We start from the raw sequence: 22,296 nt of genomic DNA on the forward strand, positions 1-22,296 counted from the left end.
ATACCCATCTTTTATGGCGCTGCGATTACCGTATCATGGCTACCAGCGAAAGGCTATACAAGCTAATATTTATAAAGACCAATAGTCATAAAAGCTCGCTTTGACCATAAGTAGTCATCGCTAAAACCATATATAGGATTTATTATGCGCCAATGGATTGTTTTTAGCTTACTCCTATTAAGCTCACTATTACTGCCTTTATCTGCCTCGGCTGCAGCTTCCACATCGTCTTGTGAGACCCCCATTAATTTTGGCGCGCTTACTTGGGAGAGCGGGCAGTTCACTACAGGCGTCCTCAAGTACATTACTGAGAGCGGCTACGGCTGCGTCGTTGAAGAAGTACCAGGAGCGGGGCCAGCGCTTGAGAACGCGCTATTGCAAGATGACATACAAGTCATCGGCGAGCAGTGGATAGGACGCTCACCCATCTTAGAGCAAGCTATTGAAGACGATAAAGTGACGATCATTGGCGATACGCTAAAAGGCGGTGCGACGCAAGGCTGGTATGTGCCGCAATACGTAATGGACGATAATCCTGGTCTACGTCATTATCAAGACTTGCCAGAGTACGCTGAGCTATTTACTGATCCTGAAAGCCCTGATGAAGCTCGTTTTATGAACTGTCCTGCAGGCTGGACTTGTGAGATATTCAATGTGCGTCTACTCAAAAACACCGGCTTAGATCGTATCTTTAATATCACAAGCCCCGGAACAGGAGCGGCGCTCGACGCTGAGATCTCCTCCGCCTTTGAGCAGCGTAAGCCGTTGTTGTTTTATTATTGGCAGCCGACAGGACTGATGGCGAAATACGACTTTGCAGCGCTCAAGTTCCCTGAACATGATAAGAGCTGCTGGGATGATCTATTATTAGCCAATGGTACCTCCGACTGTGTGACTGGGTTTCCTGTGTCACCTTTAGCGATTGCGGTATCGACGCCATTTCTCGATAGCAATCCAGAGCTCAGCCAAGCCTTCAAAAAAGTACAGTTCACTCCAGACCAGCTCAATGGCGCGATATTGGAGATGAGCGAGAATAAGCGTAGCGGTGATGAGCAGGCCCTGCTGTTTTTGCAACAAAACCCTGACATTTGGCAAAACTGGCTCTCTGCAGAGGCTGCCACGGCATTGGCGACTGATCTAGATATTCGTTTGACAGGTACGACTGCTGGGGATACTCGTATTGACTCGCCGCTAAATGATGAAACGGCAACAGGTAATTTACTAGGGCTATCGTCAAGCTTCCCAGAATGGTCGCTTGAGACCCCGCTGAATAAGGCGCTAGCAACGGTAGTAAGAGATTACGGAGAGGTGTTTCGTGGTATTAGCAGCGTAACCTTGACTTATTTATTATTGCCTATTGAGCGCTTGTTAACCGTCATTCCCCCTTGGCTGATTATCGCTTTAGTGACGGTATTGGCTTGGTTTGGGGTGCGCAAAATATGGTTCGCTGTCGCTTGCGGCGCAGGGCTGTTTTTGATTGGCGCATTTGGGCTGTGGGGCGCTTTGATTGATACCTTGGCGCTACTGATTGTCTCGGTGCTCATCACGGTCGTCATCGGTATTCCCATCGGGATTGCGATGTCAGGGAGTGCCTTATTACGCAAAATCGTGACCCCCATTCTCGATGTTATGCAGACCATGCCAAGCTTCGTTTATCTGATTCCAGTGCTGATGCTGTTTGGTATCGGTAAAGTGCCGGCGTTATTTGCCACCATAATATATGCGCTGCCACCTTTGATACGTTTGACAACGTTAGGTATTACTCAGGTCAATCATGAAATGATCGAAGCGGGCCGCTCATTTGGTAGTACACACTGGCAGCTACTGATCTGGATTAAACTGCCGCAAGCGCTGCCGAGTATTATGGCAGGGATTAATCAGGCGGTAATGATGTCGCTTGCGATGGTAGTACTAGCTTCAATGATTGGCGCGCCAGGACTGGGCGAAGATGTGCTGCAATCTATTCAAACGCTCAATATCGGTCAAGGTTTGCAGGCAGGTACGGCGATTGTCATTGTAGCGATTATTATTGACCGTATCAGCCAAGCTTTTGGTCAAGGTAAGCGCGCGCGGCAAAAGACCATCGAAGAAGGTCGCCGCCCAACGATAGGTTAAGCTGACCTTTTTATTCGCCCTTATGAGCAACGACTAAATAGCAAACACGGGCATAATTAATAACTATTGAGAAACATGATGGATCATATTAAGTTAGAAAATATCAGTAAGATATATAATGCAAGCCCAAAGCAAGCACAGTCTGCCTTAGACTTATTGGCTGACGGAATGGACAGTACGCGTGTGAAAGCACAAACCGGTTATTCGGTCGGGCTATACGATGTCAACTTAGCGATAAAAGCCGGCGAGCTACACTGTATTATGGGTTTGTCGGGTTCAGGTAAATCAACGCTGATACGCCATCTAAATCGTTTGATCGATCCGACTACTGGTAAGATTTGGGTCAATACCGACATGCGAAATGATAGAGCTGCTAACATTGGTAAGCCCGCGGCTGCCGATACACATACGAGCCATTCAGCCATAAATATCTTAGATCTGGATGATAAAGGTTTGCAGCAGTATCGTCAGCATACGGTCAGCATGGTGTTTCAGCATTTTGGTCTGATGCCGCATATGACTGTGCTACAAAACGTCGCTTACGGACTGCGCGTACGCAAAATGAGTGTCAGCGAGCGTCATGAGATTGCTCGTCATTGGTTAGCTGAGGTCGGCTTGCCGAATCTGGAGCACAGCTACCCGGATGAATTATCGGGCGGTATGCAGCAGCGGGTAGGGCTGGCGCGCGCTTTAGCCACAGATAACCCGATACTGCTGATGGATGAAGCCTTCTCCGCACTCGATCCGCTCATCCGTGGTCAATTGCAAGATCAGCTATTAGAGCTACAGGCTCGGCTGCATAAGACCATCGTCTTTATCACTCATGATATCGATGAGGCGGTCAAAGTCGGGCAGCGCATTAGCATCTTAAACGGCGGGCGCTTAGTACAAACCGGCACACCAAATGAGCTGCGAGACAATCCTGCCGATGACTATGTTGCGCAGTTTATGAGTGCGAAGCACTAAAGCAATAATAAATAAAGATTGTTACCGCGAAAGAACCTGCCTGCTTAAAGGCGGGTTTTACACGCTATATTTTAAAGTGAGCCTCTTCTCTGGTTAACACAATCTTAATGCCTAGATAGTCGTATTAACATTAGATCATTGTTTTAGCCTCTTAATGCTCGTAATATGAGGCTAAAATAAGCCACCCAAAGTAAACCAAAGCAAAAAAATTCAACCAAAACTCGTTTTATCTACGATATCTTATCCAAAGTCCTTTTCAAGTCGTCTCTAGCTTTTCAATGATTGGTTTGTATTTTGATCATTTTTTATCCCTATCAGTGTCAAGCCGCAATTAGGGTACGCGCCGTTAATGAAGTTGCTCCAGTCATGACTGTATGCTAACGGTTTTGAGGTTATTAAGCGGCAGATAAGCAAATGCTAGATAATGGCGTTATACTTAAGCCCTGTTTTGTTTACTGCTATTGTTTGCTAGAAAACTCTTTATTATAAAATCCACACGCTAAGGTTACCGTATGGCTGTTACTCATACCCCAATTATCACCTCTTTGTTAGACAATGATCTCTATAAGTTCACTATGCTACAAGCAATGCTGCATCAGTTTCCGCAGACGCATGGGGTGTATCGTTTTCGCTGCCGCAATAATAATGATGCTGCTTATCCGCTAGCGACCATCAAAGAATCATTAGAGCAGCAGCTAGATAGTCTTTGTGAACTGCGGTTTTTGCCTGACGAATTAGAGTACTTACGAACCTTACGCTTTATGCGCTCAGACTTTGTCGATTATCTAGAGCTATTTCAGCTCAAGCGTCGTTTTATCACCGTCAGTACTGATAGCAAAGGGCGCTTATTCATCGATATCGAAGGGCCAATGATTCAAGCAATGTTTTTTGAGGTATTTGTACTGGCTATTGTCAATGAGCTATATTTTAATGCGTTGTCCAATCCGCAAGTGATCGCCGAGGGACAGCGCCGTTTAGATGCTAAAGTGGCTTTGCTGCATCAGTATGCCGAGCAGCAAGTCAATAATGAGAGTGATACGCCGCCCTTTATCGTTGCGGATTTTGGTACGCGCCGGCGCTTTAGTAAACGCTGGCAGGCGCACGTGGTCAAGACCTTGCATCAGGCTGAGCCCAATATTATCAGCGGCACGTCCAATGTACTGTTAGCCAAGACACTGGAGATGACGCCAATAGGTACGATGGCGCATGAGTTTATGCAAGCGTTTCAGGCCTTAGACGTGCGTTTGCGTAACTCGCAAAAGGCGGCATTAGAAGCTTGGGTGCATGAATATCGTGGCGATTTGGGTATCGCTTTGACTGATGTGGTAGGCATGGATGCGTTCTTACGCGATTTTGACTTGTACTTTGCCAAGCTCTTCGATGGCCTGCGTCACGATAGCGGCGATCCTTATATTTGGGGTGATAAAGCCATCGCTCATTATAAAAAACTAAAAATAGATCCAAAAACCAAGATTATTACCTTCAGTGATGGCTTAAACCTAGAAAAAGCCTGGGAGCTGCATCAGTACTTTAAGGATCGGATCAAAACCAGCTTTGGTATTGGCACGAATCTCACTAATGACATGGGTCTGACGCAGCTCAATATTGTACTCAAACTAGTAGAGTGTAATGGTCAGCCGGTAGCGAAAATATCAGATAGCCCTGGCAAAACCATGATCAACAATGACACGTATCTGGCGTATTTACGGCAAGTGTTTGAGGTTGATGACCCGGAGTAGCGTAATAGTTTAGCTTTATATTATTTATGTAGGCTGGGTTTTTAACCCAGCAAATTCTTATGTTGTAATGTCAAAGAGGAGTGGATAAGTCTAATCAGTCATCTTCATCAGTGACGACGACTTCCTCAGCAAAAGCAGCATCTAACGCTTGCTGCACGGCATTGATACGCTCTTCGCAGACGCGATAAGCGGCGATAGACTCTTCAACCGTCGTCATTAGGTTGTCGATATCTGGCTCGTCTTGCTGTTGTAATTCTGCAGCATTAGTTTTTAGAATATCATAGGCCGCCTTAAAGGTTTTTGGGGCGGCTTTTTTACGTCTACGAGTCGAAGTGGCCATAGGGTTTCCTTTGTTGATATGACTTTAAGAGTTGTTTTTAAAGTTTAATTTACGAATATTCTTGCAGGTTTAACATATTTAATGGTGCGCCTCGCGCGCCCTACATAGCTTAATTCATAAAAACTTAAAGATTAAAAACTTTAAATTTAATAAAAAGATACATCGTAGGCTAGCGCTTTAGCCCAGCTTCTGTATCTTGCAAAAGCAAAATGCTGGGCTAAAGCGCCAGCCTACAAAAAACATCATTGTTTTTGAATTAAAGCAATTACAGAACATTATGATTGTCATGAGTGGGGCTATTAGCTTCTAAGCTTTTGACATTTAAGATCTGCGCGGTCGCTTGCCCATCTTTTAGCATAATGTTGATGGTTTGATCAGCATAAAGCTGGCTGCTACTAGTCAATACCTGCTGACCTTTATTGTCCATTAGCATGCTATAGCCTTGTTTTAGCACTCGCGTAGGCCGATGCAGTAGGACGATATCACGTAGATGTTCACTATCGCGCTGAGCTTGCGCTAGCTGCTGCTCGCTACTATGCATTATTATTTTTTGGTGATTTTTTGCGGCAATACTAGCCGCTGTTATTTGCTGATACGCGCCTTGCTTGATTTGAGCTTGCCAGTCGCTAGTCACTCTAGCCGCTTGTTTGACTTGTCGCTGCGCGCTTTGCTGAATACTTTGCCAAGCGTAGTTGCTGTCTTTTTTTAGCGCGGTGAGTTGTCCGATAGTTTGTGATTGCAGTTGGCTGAGTTGTCTGATACTTTGCTGCTGAGCGACTTTGAGCTGCCGCTGCGCTGCTTGCTTGATTTGTGCTTGATAGTTCAAAGCTTGCGCTATTAGGCGAGCTAAGTGAGCGATAATCGCCGCTATCACTTTAGATGGCGTATCAAAGCTGCTATGCGCTACTTCATCAAGGATGACTTTGTCGCGCTCATGGCCGATACCGACCCAAACTGGCACTGGCTGCTCAGCGACCAAGGCGGCAAGTTCGTAGTCATTGAGGTAAGCTAAGTCGCCAACCGCGCCGCCGCCGCGAATGATCACCAGTAGATCAGGCAGACGCTGATAACTATCAAAAAAGCGCTGCTGAGCACTGACGATCGCTTGACGAATCTCGGCGGGCGCATGATTGCCCTGAAAGGTAGCGTGATGATAATGAAATTGACAAGCGCCCGTATTAGCAAGACGATCGGCGTCCGCTTGAAAATCGCCTAATCCGGCGGCTTTTTCTGGGGCAATGACAATCACGTGCTCTATATCAAAAGGGGACTCTAGCTGCTGATTGAGGTGCATCAGGCCTTCACCGCTCAAGCGATCGACCATCTGCGCGTATTGCCGTGCCAAATCTCCTAGGGTATAGCTCGGATCAATATCTTCAATCGTCAAGGAAAAGCCATACTGAGGATGAAAGTTCGCTGATACTTTAAGTAGGACAGTCAGATCACGGCTGAGCGCCATACCCGTCGCGCGTTCAAACTTAGCGAGTACGCGCGCCGCTTTAAAGCGCCAAAGGTTGCCTCGGCAGCTGGCAACGACTTTGCCGTCATCGTCCTTTTCGGCCAATTCAAAGTAATAATGGCCGCCTTTGCTCGAGAGGTTGCGAATTTCAGCTTTAACCCAAACTCGGTGGGCAAAGGTTTGTTTAACCACCATCTCAACCGCGCTTAAATAATCACTAAGTCGTAGCACGGTATCTTCAAGATTGTTTTCTAAACTACTCTCGACCTCGGCCAATTCTGCTTCCAAAGTCGCTAAATCTTTGGCAGGCGCTAAAGTTTTAGCATTGGATGATTTAACAGAATTAAGGTTAGGTTTGCGCATAAAATCAGACCGAATAGGGAATAAAAATGAAGAGGTAATGGTAAGCTAAACCATGTTAAATTGAAACAATAGCAAACAGCCAAACTGGTTTTGCCACGATATTAGAGCCTTCTACTTTACCTCAAAATCTAACGCTAAGCGAAGCCAAGTTGATCAAAAGATCCAAGCTTGCAAGAGAGGGCTTAGGTATGTCAAAAAAAGATCAAATGCTCGTTAGGCCTGCGTCTTTACTGACAGCGAAAACTAATCATATATTCATAATCATCGTCGCGTGATAGCTCAGGCGAGCCAGTCCCTAGTATAGCACCTACCATCGCGCCAGCTTGCCCGACCATGCGTCCAGTACGCTCATTCAAAATCCCATTATATCTAACGGTGTCTTTGACGACGATGACTTTTTTACCGTGACACGTTTTATCAGCAGTAGCAATGGCATTTTGCTGAGCTTGTATCTTGGTTGCGCCAAGGCCTGTGGTTTCATAAGTGGAGTCAGTACGCTGAATAACAGGGGAGGAAGGCGTACTCTGACAAGCGCTCAGCGCTAGTGCTACGATCATCGTTGACGCTAGAAGCGCCGTTTTTCTAGTAGAGCCGAGATTGTTGGACTGATCATTGAATTGATTATAAAGGTTGTTCATAAAATGCTCCTTTACTACAACTGAGTCAAGATTAGCAAGATGAAATGACTAGGTTGCTTAGGTTGCTTAGGATGCTTAGTCATCTTTACAAGATTAGCTTACTACTACTCTTTACGTCACGTCTATAGATGTCGTGTTTGTAGTGTTGCGCTTTTTTAAATTTTTAACGAGACTGTTTGCTTTTAATAAGACTAAAACAGCAAATCACTTGAAATATAGCAGATTTCTAGCATAATTGACCTCACTCTTTTAATCGGTCGTTATTATTATGCCTTTAATTCCTGCTCCTGCTGGCGTGTTAGAAGTTGATGCGCTTTGGCAACAAGACAATCCTTGTGATCCTAATACCGATACTGTGGCGCTACTGTGTCATCCGAACCCGTTATTTGAGGGCACGATGAATAATAAAGTGGTCACGACTATGTACCGTTTTGCCCGCGACAACGGTATGCACGTGGTACGTTTTAACTTTCGCGGGGTAGGGCAGTCGACAGGAGAGCATGACTACGCGGAAGGTGAGGTGGTCGATGCTATGACCGTGTTACAATGGATTGCCGGGCAGAGCGATGCTCGCAAACTGTGGCTAGGCGGCTTCTCTTTTGGCGGCTATGTGACGGCTCGTACCGCTGAGCAAGTCTTAGTGTCGCCGCATGTTTGGGGATTGAGCGACTTTGAGATTGCCAATGTCGCGCTCATCTCGCCTTCAATCGAAAAAAACGATAGCGAGCATATTGCTTTGCCGATTGAGAAGACGTTTGAGATCTATGGAGATGCCGATGAGGTCATCTCACCTGACAATATGCAAGCTTTTGCTGAGCGTTTAGGGATTGAGGTCAGCGTAGTCGAAGGTGCGGGGCATTTTTTCCATGGGCGTTTAACGGAGTTAAAAAAGCTATTAGAGCAGCACAGTTTCGCTTCTGATAGCTAACTGAGAGCCTAAAAGTGCAGATTTTATTTATAGAGTACAAGTTATAGAGTAAAAGTGCTACATAGTAGTTATCATAGAATAGCTATAGCATAGTAGCATTAGAGCACGTTATAGTATCCGTATAGCTAAAACAATAATTATCGCTTTACATAAGCTGCATTATAGTCGTAAACATCGAGCCGTGTTGGCCTAGAGAATAAAGCTGGTATAGCAAGCGCCACTGCTTTGACACCATTTATTCTGATGAATCTATTCTTATTGTCTCAGTGCAAAAGACATAAGCGAATAAGAGTAGACGGCCAAAACACTTTTTTTATTTTGTTAAATATGAGTCGTATTATGAGATTATCTCCATTACAGCGCTACGAGCAAGCCATCAGCTCTGAAGACTTTACCCGAGATGAACAACAGTATATAGCCATGAGCTATCTTGATGATCTTTATCATAAGCTTAATAATACGGTCGAAGAAAAAAAAGGCATTTTTGGATTTTTTAAATCTAAACCTACCGCGCCAAAGGGCTTGTATATGTGGGGCGGCGTTGGCCGCGGCAAGACCTGGATGATGGATATGTTTTATGATTCGCTGACTATAGAGCGTAAGATGCGTCAGCATTTTCATCACTTTATGCAGCGAGTGCACAAAGAGCTCAACCAACTACAAGGTCAAAGCGATCCGCTAGAAAAGGTTGCTGATATTATCCATAACGAAGCAGTAGTTATTTGCTTTGATGAGTTTTTTGTCTCTAACGTCTCTGATGCGATGATATTAGGCGACTTATTTACCATGCTGTTTAATCGCGGGGTGACTTTGGTTGCTACCTCAAACATCGAGCCGGCAGGTCTGTACAAAGATGGTCTGCATCGAGACCGTTTTATGCCGGCTATCAAAGAGGTTGAGACACATACTACGGTGATGAATATCGACTCTGGTATCGATTATCGCTTGCGTGTCTTGCAGCAGGCAGAGCTATACAAATCGCCTATGACGCGTGAGAACCATAACTGGCTTGCCAACCGCTTTGCGAGTTTATCGAACAATCTCAAAATCAGTAGCGAGCCTATCACGGTTAATGGCCGCGAGATTAAGATCAATGCCCGTACCGAAGACATCTTGTTTTGTGACTTTCGCCATTTGTGTATGCAGCCGCGCTCCGCTGCTGACTTTATTGAGATTGCCAATCGATTTAGCACGGTCTTGATCAATGCCGTACCAGCGTTAGACGACGATCTGCGAGATCCAACTCGCCGCTTTATTTACTTAGTCGATGAGTTCTATGATCGTAGGGTTAAGCTGTTAGTACGTGCTGAGCAGTCTATTCTTGATCTTTACCAAGGTGAGAAGCTGGCCTTTGAGATTGAGCGTACTCGTTCACGCTTGCTTGAGATGCAATCAGAGGACTATCTAAAGATGCCGCATCGACTCGATGACGCCGCATAAGCCTTTTGTTAATTACCTTATGAAGTAACTTACGAAGTATTGTATTAAGTACTACATTGAGTATCTTATAGTCGAACCACTATTAAAGTGTTACAGCGTTAGACTCGTTTAGCCTACTACTGTAGTACTTGCACTCGTCTGCCTTGTACCACTTTTAATATTGATTGACTATACAAGCTTAATTGATAAGCCAAATAATAACAGTGTAGCTTCTTAATAAAATGATAACGATAATAGAGCTACTGATAGCAATAATAATGATAATAGCCGACGATGATAAAAGGATGACAAATGAGTACGCCAAGAGAGCGTTTAATCACCGAGGAAGATGAATTAAGCGTAACAACCAAAGAAACTTCTAATCATGAGAGTGACCGCCTTGATAGTAGCAATGAAAGTGATATAGAAGATAAGCAGCTCATTGAGTGGATTAAGTCTAGGCGCACTATTGGCAATCTACAAGAGCCGGCACCGACTCACGAGCAAATCAGAGCGGCGATTGACTGCGCGGTGACTGCGCCCGACCACAAAAAACTACGACCTTGGCGTTTTATTATCAGCGAAGGCGAAGCGCGTCAACAGCTGGGGCAAGCATTACTTGAGGCGGCAGAAGCGCAAGCGGCGAGAGCAGGTGAGACACTATCGGATAAGACCCGTAAAAAAACTGCCAATCTGCCAATGCGCGCGCCAGTGATTATTACAGTCGTCACTAAGATGCAAGAGCACAAGAAAGTCCCGCCGTTTGAGCAGATGCTTAGTGCCGGGTCAGCCGTGCAAAATCTACTATTAGCGTTAATGGCGCAAGGTTTTAGCAGCGTATGGCGCACAGGTCTGCTGTGCAATGAGCCTGCGGTAAAAGATTATTTTGATGTCGCGGCTGATGACTATGTTGTCGCCTTTATTTATACTGGTACGAGCCCAAAACCCAAACCTGGCAGAAAACCTATGGATATAGAGCCGCTGCTGCGTTTTGAGTCTTAAAGATTTATTGCGGTTAAGAGTAATAATGGCTGACCTATATTTGCGTTAAAAGGTTTTTACTAAAGCTTTTTTGGTTGAAACTTTTTCAATAAGTATAAAGGGCGTAATAGCTAATAGCTACTTGGTTCATCCTTTAAGCACTGACAATATGGATATAAGTATATGACAAGCTCCTCAGATGAAGATAAGCAAAATCAAAATGCTAATAACGCTGACACTGTAGGTCGCGACAAGAGTAATAATAGCGAAAATAATAACAATAGCAATGAGAACAAACCGACTGGCTTGATAGCCAGTATTCTTGATCGAGCCACCAAATCAGGCTTTGGTCGCAAAAAATTGAACCCTAATAAAGTTGAGGCGGCGGTAGCCAAACAAATGGATCAAATACATAAGAGCCCAGAAAAGATACGTCTAACAGTGCTTGGCGGCGGTAGTTTCGGTACAGCAATGGCTAACCTAGCCGCGCGAAATGGCTGTGATACTACCATTTGGGTACGCAATAAGCGCACCGTCAAGTCTATGGCAAAAACGCAGATGAATAAGAAGTATCTGCCAGGGTACAAGCTCGATAATCGCTTAAAGTACAGCTACGACTTAGAAGCTGCGGTAAAAGACAAAGATATTATCTTTTTAGCCGTACCTAGCTCAGCCTTTCGTGAGACTCTCAAAAACATCAAACCATTTATCAGTGGTCAATCGATTGTTTCGCTCACAAAAGGTATGGAAAAAGACACGTTTGCCATGATGAGCGATATCATTAAAGATGAGCTGCCGGAGGTGAACTTTGGGGTGATGTCAGGGCCAAACTTGGCGGTTGAAATCATGAAAAACATGCCGTCAGCTACGGTCATCGCCAGTGAGTCAGAGCCGCTACGCCACGCCGTACAAGCGGCGCTACATAGTGCTTTTTTCCGAGTGTTTGCTAGTGATGATATTCGCGGTGTCGAGCTTGGCGGCGCGCTTAAGAACATCTATGCTATCGCTATGGGCATGGCTGCTGCCTACGATGTCGGTGAAAACACTAAGGCCATGCTGTTGACACGCTCGTTGGCTGAGATGAGCCGTTTTGGCGTAGAAGAAGGCGCCAATCCGCTTACTTTCTTAGGTTTGTCTGGCGTAGGCGATCTTTATGCCACTTGTAACTCAGAGCTGAGCCGCAACTTTCGAATTGGTAATATGCTCGGGCGCGGTATGGATATCGATGCGGCGGTCAAAAAGCTAGGCCAAACCGCTGAAGGGGTCAATACTATTCAGCAAGTCCATGAAAAAGCCAGTAAGCAAGGTATCTATATGCCTATTACTCATGCTCTACATGCGGTCATCTATGAAGATAAGGCAGCGCTAGGAGTCGCTCTACACTTGATGGAAGCCGGATTTCGTAGTGACGTGGAGTTTGTGATGCCGCATGACCATAGTAATGCGGCCCTTACCGCGCAGATGAGCGCTGCGAGTAGCGCCGACGACAGCGAAGGCAACACCGATAAAAAAGACAGTAATAACCTTAAGAATAAATAATCCTCATCAAAAATAAAGCAAATAAAGATGAGCAAAAGGAGTGCTATGAAGATTATACTGATGCGACATGGACAAGCTGAAAACGAGAGTCGCCCAGATAGCGCACGGCAGTTGACCGAATACGGTCAGCAGCAAGCCGCGCAGACGGCTGAGTATCTTATAGAGCATTATCGTCCTGATCATTTTGTGGTCAGTCCGTACGATAGAGCGCAGCAGACCCTAGCAGAACTGCAAGCGCGTGCCACCGATGTGCCAGCTAGTGTACAAGATAATATCACGCCCTCAGATGACGCTCATGCAGCACTGATAGAGCTTGGCCATATTGAAGCAAACTGTCTGGTGGTGGTTTGTCATATGTCTATTGTCGCTAATATTGCCAGCTTACTCACTGGCGCAAGTCCTGAGTCGTTTTCACTAGCTGAAGCGCGAGTGTTTGAGATGGAGTTTGTGATGTCAGGAATGGCCGAAGAGGTTGATCGTTTTGTACCTATGCAGCCGTAGATAGCCTTCGGTAGCTTAGATCAACGTTAATAATTATCCACTTTTAAATAAACTGTCAACTTCAACCGCTAACTACTAAAGGACATCTCTATTGTTACATGTTTGGTTAAGAGCGCAGCATAGCTCACTTGCCGTCTGGCAAGCAGATGCTAAGCAGTGGCAGCTAGTCGATGACTGGCAGCAATTGCAAGAGCATTATATTAGTTATAAAAGTGGTAATGATAAGCGGCTTTGTTTGTATTTTCCATCTAGCCATTTGCTCCAAGTAGATACTGAGCTCAGTCTTAATCAGCTCAAGCAGCTAGGCGATACTGGCAAGCAGTACTTATTTGAAGAAACGTCAATTACCCCAGTCGAGCAGCTGATGGTGCGTCAGCAGAGTTATGCCAGTCACCATCATCTCTACGCGCTCGCAAAAGACGATAGTGACTCATGGCAACAAAGCGCAATACTGGCAGGGTTTAATATTGGAGCTTTGCTGCCTGATTTTTTATTGTTGCCGGTGCCTGAAGAAGGCGCAGGTCAGCAAGTAGTGCTGTATCAAGATAAACACACTACTTTGCTGCGGCAGTCGTTGCAGCAGGGCATGGCAGTCAGCTACTTGCCCTTAGTGGTTGAACGCTTGCCTCATCTCAGTGAGATATGCCAACTAAGTGCTATCGATGAGTCTGTAGCGAGTATAGAATCGCCACAGCTCTCCGCGCCGCACCTATTACTCACTCAGATTGCCGCCAAGCCTGAGCCCGTAGATATACCTGATCGTCACGCTCTGAACTTCTTTACTAAGACCTCAGACACAAAGCTCTCTCCTTATTTGCGAGTGGCGGCTATGGTGGCGCTATCAGCATTGGTATTACAAATGGCTACCGATGGCTTACAAGCGTACCGCTATAATCAAGCAAGTGCGGCAACCCAAAGCGCTATCGGCAAACAATTTCAATCTTGGTTTCCAGAAGATCGCTTAAATTCGCGGACATTGTTACAGACGCAGATGCAAGCCAAGCTGCGCACAGATAGTCAAGCTCAGTCGGCGCATATGGCAACCCTAGCGCGTATATCACCTCTCATTAAGCAGTCTTCACTGACTGCGCAAAGCTTAGTGATGCAGCCAAGCTCTCTTAGTCTTACGCTTATTGCGCCTAATCGCAGCAGTCTTGACGAGTTTGCTAATACGCTAGTCATTCAAGGAATAGCGGCCAGCTTGCAAAGCGTTAACGGTAATGAGCAAGGCGAGTTCAGTGGGCAGATAACCGTAAATATAGCGGATAATAGCGCTGAGGCTGGCGAGTTATCTTCCTCTTAACCCGGCTCGTCAATGTCATGTGATCATGTGGTATGTTGCTTTTGACGATTTATAACTTATTAAATGTTTTTATAGCTTCTTAAAATTTAAGTAAAAAAGGCTCAGTGATGAATAAGCCGCAGCGCCGTACTAAACCTAGCCGTACAAAAGGTAATAGTACAAGCTCTTCAAGTTCTTTAAATACGGCGACGAGTAGTCCTGCCTCTAGCAATACTTGGTCTGAGTGTTTAAGCCGTTACCAATCGACATTAGCGACACGCTGGCAAGCACTGTCTCCACGCGATCAGTTGGCCTTAGGCGTTTTATCGCTATTTTTATTAGTGTTTCTCGGCGGTTATGGCGGCTATAGTGTCAATCAAGCGGCGAAAGACAGCAAAGCGCAGTACCAGCAGCAAGTAGCCGATTATTTTTGGTTACGTGCGCAGGCGAGCAATATTGACAACAACGCGCTCAATGCCAGTACTGAAGGCCAAGTCGTTGCCCCTGCCACTGCGGTCAATTCGCTGTTAACCAATGCCGGTATTGCTAATGCTCAAGTAGCGGCCGTTGGTGATACTGTGCAGTTAAGCTTTACTAACCCAAGCCAAGCGCTTATCACTAGCGCGCTTGGTAAGCTGAGCGAGCAGGGCTGGCAGGTCACTCAGCTCAATATGCAGCAAGATATCAACACCAAGCAAATTCAAGTACAAGCCACGCTTGCTTCTTAACGATTAGACTGGCATTCAATCTCAATCTTGAAAATCGTCTTTATAACCGCAATATTAGATAAATGAGCGCTACTGAGTATTTGAGTGTTATCATCAAATCGATAGCTCGATCTTATGGCCAGGCGCTGCAATTTGCCATCATTACCGTCAAGTGTGATAGGGATACTTATTATGAGCTCACCTTCTAACCCTAATTCTGATAACTCTGATGATTTTGTATCTCGGCCAACCTTAGACAAATCAGAGTCTCGCTTTGAAAATAGCATTCATGCCCAACAGACCCATGAACTTGCACGCTCAAGACAAGATACTGCGCTTAGTGATAAACAGCAGCGCTCACTGATCACTTATAACCATCTTACCTATCTGCTTTATGTCATTAGCTATTTGACGGCAGGGCTGTTGTGGATTGTGCCTATCGCTATGAATTATGCTAAGCGTCACGATGCTGATGGTACTTGGTTGGCCACGCATTTTGATTGGCAAATCAAGACTTTTTGGTATAGTATCATCTGGTTTGTGATCGGTCTTATCATAACGCTAGTAGCCGTTGGCGGCTTAGGTATCAGTGTGCTAGCTGAAAGCAATAATCTTGCTATTGGCTCCGGGCTATTTACCGGATTAGGTATTTTAATTATCTTGTTTACGGTTATTTGGCATTTATATAGAATTGCCCGTGGCTGGATTGCTTTGAGCGATAAGCGGCCTGTGCCTTGATGGCGGTTTTGTTTGAAAATTAATGTCTGATAAATAATGTTGAACAACGCTCAGTCTATTTAGTTATAAAGTCGTTAATTGCTAATATTTATAGCATAATATTTGCGGTTATTTTGGCTAAGCCTATAGCAAGCTGATATAATCGCAGCGCTTTATGGCAGTCGTTTTGCCTTTTCTATTCACCATTTAATCAGGGTTTGTTGTCACTATGTCCTACGCCTTACTTCGTCCGTTTTTATTTAAGATGGATCCTGAGCGCGCTCATGATATGACGCTGTCTTTATTGGACAAAGCACACAAAGCCCGCACTTTAGGGTTGGTGTATGGTCAGCCGATGCAGCCCACCACTTGCATGGGTCTGCAATTTGCCAATCCGGTAGGACTAGCGGCCGGCCTCGATAAAAACGCAGATTATATCGACGCGCTAGCCGAATTAGGTTTTGGTTTTATTGAAGTTGGCACGGTGACGCCGCGGCCACAAGTCGGTAATGACAAACCGCGTTTATTTCGACTCAGACAGGCCGATGCTATTATTAACCGTATGGGGTTTAATAACCAAGGGGTTGATTATCTTATAGATAATGTCAAACGCTGCAAGTATAAGGGTAATATCGGTATCAATATCGGTAAGAATGCGAGCACGCCTGTTGAGCAAGCCGCTGACGATTATGTGTATTGCTTAGAGCGCGTTTATCCCCACGCTTCTTATATTACGGTCAATATCTCCTCTCCGAATACTGCTAATCTACGCGATTTGCAAAGCGGTGAAGCCTTGACTCAGCTACTAGATACGATCAAAAACCGTCACAGTCAGCTGGCCACTGAATATGGTTTTTACGTGCCTTTAGTATTAAAAGTCGCTCCTGACTTAGAGCCGCTGCAGGTCGATTATATCTCGCAGCAGCTGATAGATTTCGACATTGATGGTTTGATTGCCACTAATACCACTTTGAGCCGAGTCGGGGTAGAGGACTTACGCGACGGGGACCAAGCGGGCGGTTTATCCGGTCGTCCGGTGAGCCATACGAGTACCCAAATCTTACAGCAATTCTCAGATCAGTTAGAAGGCAAAGTAGCACTGATTGGCGTGGGTGGTATCGATAGCGGCGATAAAGCCGTCAAGAAGATCAAAGCTGGCGCGGATTTAGTGCAGCTTTATACTGGCCTTATCTATCGCGGGCCTGGGCTAGTACAGTCTTGTATTCAAGCTATCGGCGGTTATTACGATGCCATTTACGATACCAGTGACAATACTACGAAAGAGTGATGTATAACCGTTTATTTGCCTATTTGACTGATAGACCAATGATAGCTGAGTATGATAATACTTTTGACCCTTTCCTTAAACGAATGAGGCAGTAAAAATGAGTGGTTTAGATATTATCATTGCTATCGTGGTGCTCATTGGTTTATGGCGCGGCTTTCAGGCAGGGTTGATAAAAACGGCGGTAGGACTTATGGGCTGGTTTGTCGCTCTAATTGTCGCCACTCGTTTAGCTACGTCGATTGCCCCGCAGTTATCAAGCTTAGTTGCCAATCCGGTACTGCAGACGGCATTAGCTTTTTTGATAGTCGTGATTGTTATTTTAGCCATCATGCATTTGTTGGCGTTTATTTTCTCAAGCGCACTCAAAACGCTAAATCTTAGCGTACTCGATAAGATGGCAGGCGGTGTATTGGGAGCAGCCAAAAACACCTTAATGGTGTTGGTAGTACTTAGTATCAGCGCGCCTTTATTGGTACAGCTGCCGCAGTGGCAGACCTCAGTGCTTGCCCCTGAGCTGATGCCTTATGCACCAATGGGTAAAGAGCTAGCTACTGATATGCTAGGCATGGCTTGGGGACAGATTAACCAATCATAATAGCTCTGAGCCGACGATGATATTTATTTAGTCTTATTGATTTTTCTATAAGGTTAGAGCATGTAAGCTATCTAGGCTTTGGCATAGTAGTGTTATAAAATAAAAAAAGTTTTCTTATAGAACTGCGTCATCAGGATTATGCTATCAGAGTGATGTTATTACCGTAGTATTCGCTCTTTAAATATAGACGCATCGATATTGTATATCAGTTGCATTGTTTCTAAATTTTCAAGTTTCTGACTTTTCAAGTTTCTAAATTTCTAGCTAATACGAATTCATTGCTATCAGAATTCATTAGTGCAGGATTCATTAGTGCCAAACCACTAGTATGAATAAACGCTATACCTTCTCGTTACTAATCTTTGCTCTAAAATAGGACATAACTATGTGTGGAGTCGTTGGGGTTGCAGCTCATGAGCCCGTTAACCAAATTCTTTATGATGGCTTAACTATGCTTCAGCATCGCGGTCAGGATGCAGCCGGTATTGTTACCTTGCAAGATGGGCGTCTGTACCTGCGAAAAGAAAACGGTATGGTGCGCGATGTGTTTATGAACCGCCATATGATCAAGCTAGTCGGTAAGTTTGGTATCGGTCATGTGCGCTATCCGACTGCTGGCACCTCTAGCAGTGCTGAGGCGCAGCCGTTCTATGTCAACTCGCCTTATGGTATTACCTTGGCGCATAACGGTAACTTGACCAATGCGGAAACCTTAGCCAAAGAGCTATATATCGAGGATCGTCGTCATCTCAATACCGATTCAGACTCTGAGGTTTTACTTAACGTGCTCGCCCATGAGATGCAGGACTTAGGCAAGACGAATCCTAACGCTGATGATATTTTTGAAGCGGTAAAAGCGGTCTATCATCGCTGTGAAGGCGCGTATGGCGTAGTGGCTTTGATTACCGGTCACGGTTTATTAGCTTTTCGTGATCCTAATGGCATCCGTCCACTGGTCTTCGGTGAGCGCTTGGCGGCTAATGGCGGTACAGAATATATGGTGGCCTCAGAATCAGTGGCGCTAACAGGCTCAGGGTTTACGATTATTCGTGATGTCAAACCCGGCGAGGCGATATTTATCGATTTAGACCATAACTTGCACACTCATCAGTGCGTTGAGCAGCAAGAGTATACGCCTTGTATCTTTGAATACGTCTATTTTGCGCGTCCAGATTCGATTATGGATAATATCTCAGTCTATAAGTCGCGTCTGCGTATGGGCGAAAAACTAGGCGATAAAATCTTGGCCGAGTGGGGCGATGATCATGATATCGATGTGGTCATTCCTATTCCCGATACGTCGCGGACCTCAGCGATGGAGCTGGCGCTGAAGATGAATATCAAATATCGCGAAGGCTTTATGAAGAACCGTTATATCGGACGCACCTTTATTATGCCAGGCCAGCAGCAACGCAAAAAATCAGTACGGCAAAAGCTCAGTGCCGTGCCGCTAGAGTTTAAAGGCAAAAACGTCTTGCTAGTGGATGACTCTATTGTACGCGGCACTACTTGTCATGAGATTATCCAAATGGCGCGTGATGCGGGCGCGCGTAAAGTCTTCTTTGCTAGTGCAGCGCCGCCGGTCAAGTACCCTAATGTCTATGGTATCGATATGCCAGTACGTAGTGAGCTTATCGCTTCGGGACACAGTGTTGAAGAAGTGCGTAAGATTATCGGCGCGGATCGTCTGATATTCCAAGATTTAGATGACTTGATTGATGCGGTAAAAGACACTAAGCATAGTAAAGTGGAAGGCTTTGATTGTGCCGTATTTAATGGCTGCTATATCACTGGACAAATCAATGAAGCTTATCTTGATCATCTGCAGGCTCAGCGTAATGATACGGCTAAGACTGGCAAGAAAGGCGTACAAATTGTCGCTGATACGCCAGTCGATATGATGGGTATTGAAGAGATATAATTCTTATATTGATATCATCATCGTTAGTTATCGAATTAAAAAGAGCTTCTCTATGTTAAGTAGAGAAGCTCGTTTTTTATGCCGATATTTAATTGTTCGGTGTTCGGTGTTCGGTGTTTGATTGTGCGCTTTCAGTAGATTTTAACTTAAGAGCTGAGCAAATACCCAAAGCAGACCATTTAAAGTCGCTATACCGACGATCATACTCACTAGCAGCTGCTTGCTAAAATGATAAACTAAAAATACCAGTGCTAATGCGCCAATCTGAGCTAACAATAGATGCACCTCAGGACTGGCTAAACTATGGCTCAGCGATAAGTCTTGATAAGCCAAGCTAGTCAAAATAAGCAGCACCATGACCGATAAAGGTAAGCTTTCATTAAGCCTGTGGAGCCAAGGCGTGTCTAGTATTTTTTTGGGAATTAAGGCAGGGATAGCTCTAGTGATAAAAGTCACCGCTGCCATAGCGAGAGTAGCTATAATTAGATATTGACTAGTCATCGGAGCGGTCTCCTGTAACAGAGTACTGCAGCCAAAACCCGCGCGCTAAAATCAGCAGCATACAAAAGCTAATAGCGACTAATAATAGCCAGTCACTAGTGAACAAGGAAGCCAGTATCAGACCAATGACAGCGATAGCGATAGGAAATAGCCGCTTCACATTTTGAAACTGCTCATAAGCTAATATGGCAAACAAACAGACTAAGGCGAAATCTAAATGCGGCACTAAGTCGTTGAGAGCGCTACCTATCATCACCCCAATCAGAGACGCCACCACCCACCAGCTTTGATTAAATAGACTGATAGGCAGTATTAACGCTTGTCGCTCCTCAGCAGGCAGGCTAGTCATTACCGAAAAGGTCTCATCGGTTAGCGCAAATAAGCAATAGGTCTTAGCCAGCTTTTGGGTAGGCATAGATTGCAATAACGGCATAGCATAAAAGACATGACGCAAGTTAATCGCGGCAATATTGGTTGCGATACTACCCACAGGCAGACCGGCGCTTAGCATGGGCAAGCACGCATACTGCGCTGCGCCTGCATAGAGAAATAAACTCAGCATTAAAGTTGCCCAAATAGGAATGCCAGCGACTTGAGCAAGAACGCCAAAGGCAATACCAGCGGGCAAATAGCCCATTGCCACAGCTAAGCTTTTTTTGAAGCCATCAGCCCACCGATAGGAGGCTTGGGTTTGTTGTTTGGAATAAGAAATGGTCACGTTAGATCCTGAGATTTTCGATGTTGTTATATGTGACATCCAGCTTTTATTTTTAAGATTTAGCGCTTATAGTCACGTTTTATTTAAATTTATTCTAGTTTTATTGAGGTTGTAGCTTGTCGTAATTGCCTGTCAGGTAAGCACGATATAAAAACGCGCCAAGAATCACTAGTCTTAGTGCTAATAGGCACCAAACGCTGAGCCAAATCCCTGTCATATCGTAGCGCTCATAAAGTAGCCAGCTGATAGGGAAGAAGACCACGGCTAATAGCAGGGCCGCATTTCGAATGACACTACCAGCTGTGAGACCGAAAAATATACCATCGAGCCAGTACGCGCCTACGCCTATCAGCGGCAATAGTATCGCATAATTCTGATATTGGCGGGTAAGGGTGAGCACCGGTTCGATATTGGTCATTGTCTGCAAGTATGTCGGCATTGCTAGGAACCAAAGCAGGCTTAAGAGCAGTGCCAAAGCGTAGCTGACGATACCTGTCCGCTTGACAATAATAGCAAAGCGTCGCCAGTCTCGTCGCCCTGCGGCCTGTCCTGCAAGTGTCTCTGCTGACACCGCTACGCCATCTAAAGCAAAGGCTGAAATACTGAGAACTTGCAGAAGAATAGCGTTAGCGGCCAAAACTAAGTCGCCACTTTGTGCTGACAGTCTTGTGACCCAAGCAAAGCTCAAAGTCAAAATAAGGGTGCGAATAAAAATATCTTTATTTAAAGAAAATAGCCTAAGCATCTTTGAGCGCGTAAAATACTCAGCGTCAGTACTAAATAGAGCTGACCACGACAGTTGTAAATGCTGGCGACTTAGCCAAAGTGCTAGCCCCACTCCTGACCAAAAGGCGATAGTAGTCCCTAAAGCAACACCGACTAATCCCAGCCCCATACCATACACAAAAAACAACGTCAGTATAATGTTTAATAGCGCAATAAAACCTTGCTGATAGAGCATATAACGCGTCTTACCTTGCCCTGCGAACCAGCCAATAAAAGCAAAATTCATCAGCTCAGCGATGACGCCCCAGAAGCGCACGTCTAAGTAAGTTTGGGCAGCGACGCCACTAGCAGGATTCGCCGACAATGCTTGCAAACCGTATTCGATCAGCCAAGGTTTTGCTAAGAGTAATAGCGCCCCGATGATAAAGGCGAGTACTAAAGCGCGCTGCAAAATAGAGAGTAGGGCCGAGGCCATTTGCTCTGAGCCTGAGCGGTTACTTGAGCCATTATCAGTTGTATCCTCATCTGCCGTACTGGCACTGAGCTGACCCAAAGCCTGAGCCGATAGCCCAGAGGAGGCGTACTGCAAAAAGTTAAAACTGACTAATAATAGCGATAAAAGCTGGATTGCAAGTCCCATGCCCGCAAGATTGGCCGCCGCATTCATATTACCAACGACAGCAGTATCAATCAGGCTTTGTAGCGGCATGGCTAGGTTTGCCAACATAACAGGCACGGCGATAGAGATGATACGCCGATAGCGGGTATCGATAGGTTGGGGCGCTGCTGTTGAGGTTGTGGCCATAAAATATCGCTGTTACTGAGATGAAGGCTAAACGCTGTAATACATAAT

Annotated in this window: 20 protein-coding genes; 14 read left to right on the forward strand and 6 right to left on the reverse strand. The window is 45.3% G+C overall.

The features are described 5' to 3' along the window. Positions 1-144 precede the first annotated feature (144 nt). The 3 genes from I3248_RS02310 to pncB all read left to right on the forward strand — a co-directional run bounded on the left by I3248_RS02310 (position 145) and on the right by pncB (position 4,820). Positions 145-2,115, forward strand: coding sequence for a glycine betaine ABC transporter substrate-binding protein (locus I3248_RS02310; RefSeq protein ID WP_238062392.1), 1,971 nt, complete (start codon positions 145-147; stop codon positions 2,113-2,115). Between the two features lie 78 nt (positions 2,116-2,193). Continuing rightward, on the forward strand, positions 2,194-3,081 hold the full coding sequence (locus tag I3248_RS02315) for an ATP-binding cassette domain-containing protein (RefSeq protein WP_238062430.1): 888 nt from the start codon (positions 2,194-2,196) through the stop codon (positions 3,079-3,081). A 512-nt stretch (positions 3,082-3,593) separates the two neighbouring features. Next, entirely contained in the window at positions 3,594-4,820 is a 1,227-nt protein-coding gene (gene pncB, locus I3248_RS02320) for a nicotinate phosphoribosyltransferase (RefSeq protein ID WP_201556661.1), read from the forward strand. A 94-nt stretch (positions 4,821-4,914) separates the two neighbouring features. Here pncB and xseB read toward each other — a convergent pair whose 3' ends face one another. The 3 genes from xseB to I3248_RS02335 all read right to left on the reverse strand — a co-directional run bounded on the left by xseB (position 4,915) and on the right by I3248_RS02335 (position 7,539). Continuing rightward, positions 4,915-5,160: an exodeoxyribonuclease VII small subunit gene (gene xseB / locus I3248_RS02325; protein ID WP_025644148.1), complete on the reverse strand. Its 246-nt coding sequence runs from the start codon at positions 5,158-5,160 to the stop codon at positions 4,915-4,917. A 265-nt stretch (positions 5,161-5,425) separates the two neighbouring features. Continuing rightward, complete coding sequence (xseA, locus tag I3248_RS02330) at positions 5,426-6,982, reverse strand: exodeoxyribonuclease VII large subunit (RefSeq protein ID WP_238062393.1); 1,557 nt, start codon at positions 6,980-6,982, stop codon at positions 5,426-5,428. 227 nt (positions 6,983-7,209) lie between these two features. Then, the gene (locus I3248_RS02335; RefSeq protein WP_238062431.1) at positions 7,210-7,539 is read right to left on the reverse strand and encodes a hypothetical protein; all 330 of its coding nucleotides are present in this window, start codon (positions 7,537-7,539) and stop codon (positions 7,210-7,212) included. A 349-nt stretch (positions 7,540-7,888) separates the two neighbouring features. Between I3248_RS02335 and I3248_RS02340 the strand changes: the two genes are divergently transcribed. From I3248_RS02340 to purF, 11 genes are all read left to right on the forward strand, one after another. Then, a complete protein-coding gene (locus I3248_RS02340) occupies positions 7,889-8,548 on the forward strand; it encodes an alpha/beta fold hydrolase (RefSeq protein ID WP_238062394.1) in 660 nt (219 codons plus the stop codon). 339 nt (positions 8,549-8,887) lie between these two features. Continuing rightward, positions 8,888-9,988 (forward strand): cell division protein ZapE, encoded by a 1,101-nt coding sequence (gene zapE / locus I3248_RS02345; RefSeq protein WP_238062395.1) that lies wholly within the window; start codon positions 8,888-8,890, stop codon positions 9,986-9,988. Positions 9,989-10,279: 291 nt separating this feature from the next. Next, positions 10,280-10,969, forward strand: a complete 690-nt coding sequence (locus I3248_RS02350) for a nitroreductase (RefSeq protein WP_238062396.1) — start codon at positions 10,280-10,282, stop codon at positions 10,967-10,969. Positions 10,970-11,131: 162 nt separating this feature from the next. Continuing rightward, entirely contained in the window at positions 11,132-12,487 is a 1,356-nt protein-coding gene (locus tag I3248_RS02355; protein ID WP_238062397.1) for an NAD(P)H-dependent glycerol-3-phosphate dehydrogenase, read from the forward strand. Between the two features lie 45 nt (positions 12,488-12,532). Next, positions 12,533-12,988, forward strand: a complete 456-nt coding sequence (gene sixA / locus I3248_RS02360) for a phosphohistidine phosphatase SixA (protein ID WP_201602559.1) — start codon at positions 12,533-12,535, stop codon at positions 12,986-12,988. Between the two features lie 91 nt (positions 12,989-13,079). Then, on the forward strand, positions 13,080-14,291 hold the full coding sequence (gene gspL, locus I3248_RS02365) for a type II secretion system protein GspL (RefSeq protein WP_238062398.1): 1,212 nt from the start codon (positions 13,080-13,082) through the stop codon (positions 14,289-14,291). 107 nt (positions 14,292-14,398) lie between these two features. Then, a complete protein-coding gene (gene gspM / locus I3248_RS02370) occupies positions 14,399-14,998 on the forward strand; it encodes a type II secretion system protein GspM (protein ID WP_238062399.1) in 600 nt (199 codons plus the stop codon). A gap of 171 nt (positions 14,999-15,169) precedes the next feature. Continuing rightward, the gene (locus I3248_RS02375) at positions 15,170-15,715 is read left to right on the forward strand and encodes a hypothetical protein (RefSeq protein WP_227682706.1); all 546 of its coding nucleotides are present in this window, start codon (positions 15,170-15,172) and stop codon (positions 15,713-15,715) included. Between the two features lie 208 nt (positions 15,716-15,923). Further along, on the forward strand, positions 15,924-16,982 hold the full coding sequence (locus tag I3248_RS02380; RefSeq protein ID WP_025644168.1) for a quinone-dependent dihydroorotate dehydrogenase: 1,059 nt from the start codon (positions 15,924-15,926) through the stop codon (positions 16,980-16,982). 97 nt (positions 16,983-17,079) lie between these two features. Next, complete coding sequence (locus I3248_RS02385; protein ID WP_025644170.1) at positions 17,080-17,577, forward strand: CvpA family protein; 498 nt, start codon at positions 17,080-17,082, stop codon at positions 17,575-17,577. Positions 17,578-17,962: 385 nt separating this feature from the next. Continuing rightward, positions 17,963-19,498 (forward strand): amidophosphoribosyltransferase, encoded by a 1,536-nt coding sequence (gene purF / locus I3248_RS02390; RefSeq protein WP_238062400.1) that lies wholly within the window; start codon positions 17,963-17,965, stop codon positions 19,496-19,498. A gap of 141 nt (positions 19,499-19,639) precedes the next feature. Here purF and I3248_RS02395 read toward each other — a convergent pair whose 3' ends face one another. The 3 genes from I3248_RS02395 to I3248_RS02405 form a co-directional block, all read right to left on the reverse strand. Continuing rightward, entirely contained in the window at positions 19,640-19,999 is a 360-nt protein-coding gene (locus tag I3248_RS02395; RefSeq protein ID WP_201556675.1) for an AzlD domain-containing protein, read from the reverse strand. Beyond that, a complete protein-coding gene (locus I3248_RS02400; protein ID WP_238062432.1) occupies positions 19,992-20,636 on the reverse strand; it encodes an AzlC family ABC transporter permease in 645 nt (214 codons plus the stop codon). Before I3248_RS02400 ends, I3248_RS02395 begins: the two co-directional genes overlap by 8 nt. A gap of 181 nt (positions 20,637-20,817) precedes the next feature. Continuing rightward, positions 20,818-22,248, reverse strand: coding sequence for an MATE family efflux transporter (locus tag I3248_RS02405; RefSeq protein ID WP_238062401.1), 1,431 nt, complete (start codon positions 22,246-22,248; stop codon positions 20,818-20,820). Between the last annotated feature and the right edge of the window lie 48 nt (positions 22,249-22,296).

Source organism: Psychrobacter sp. Ps3 (assembly GCF_022129275.1).
Lineage (GTDB): Bacteria > Pseudomonadota > Gammaproteobacteria > Pseudomonadales > Moraxellaceae > Psychrobacter > Psychrobacter submarinus.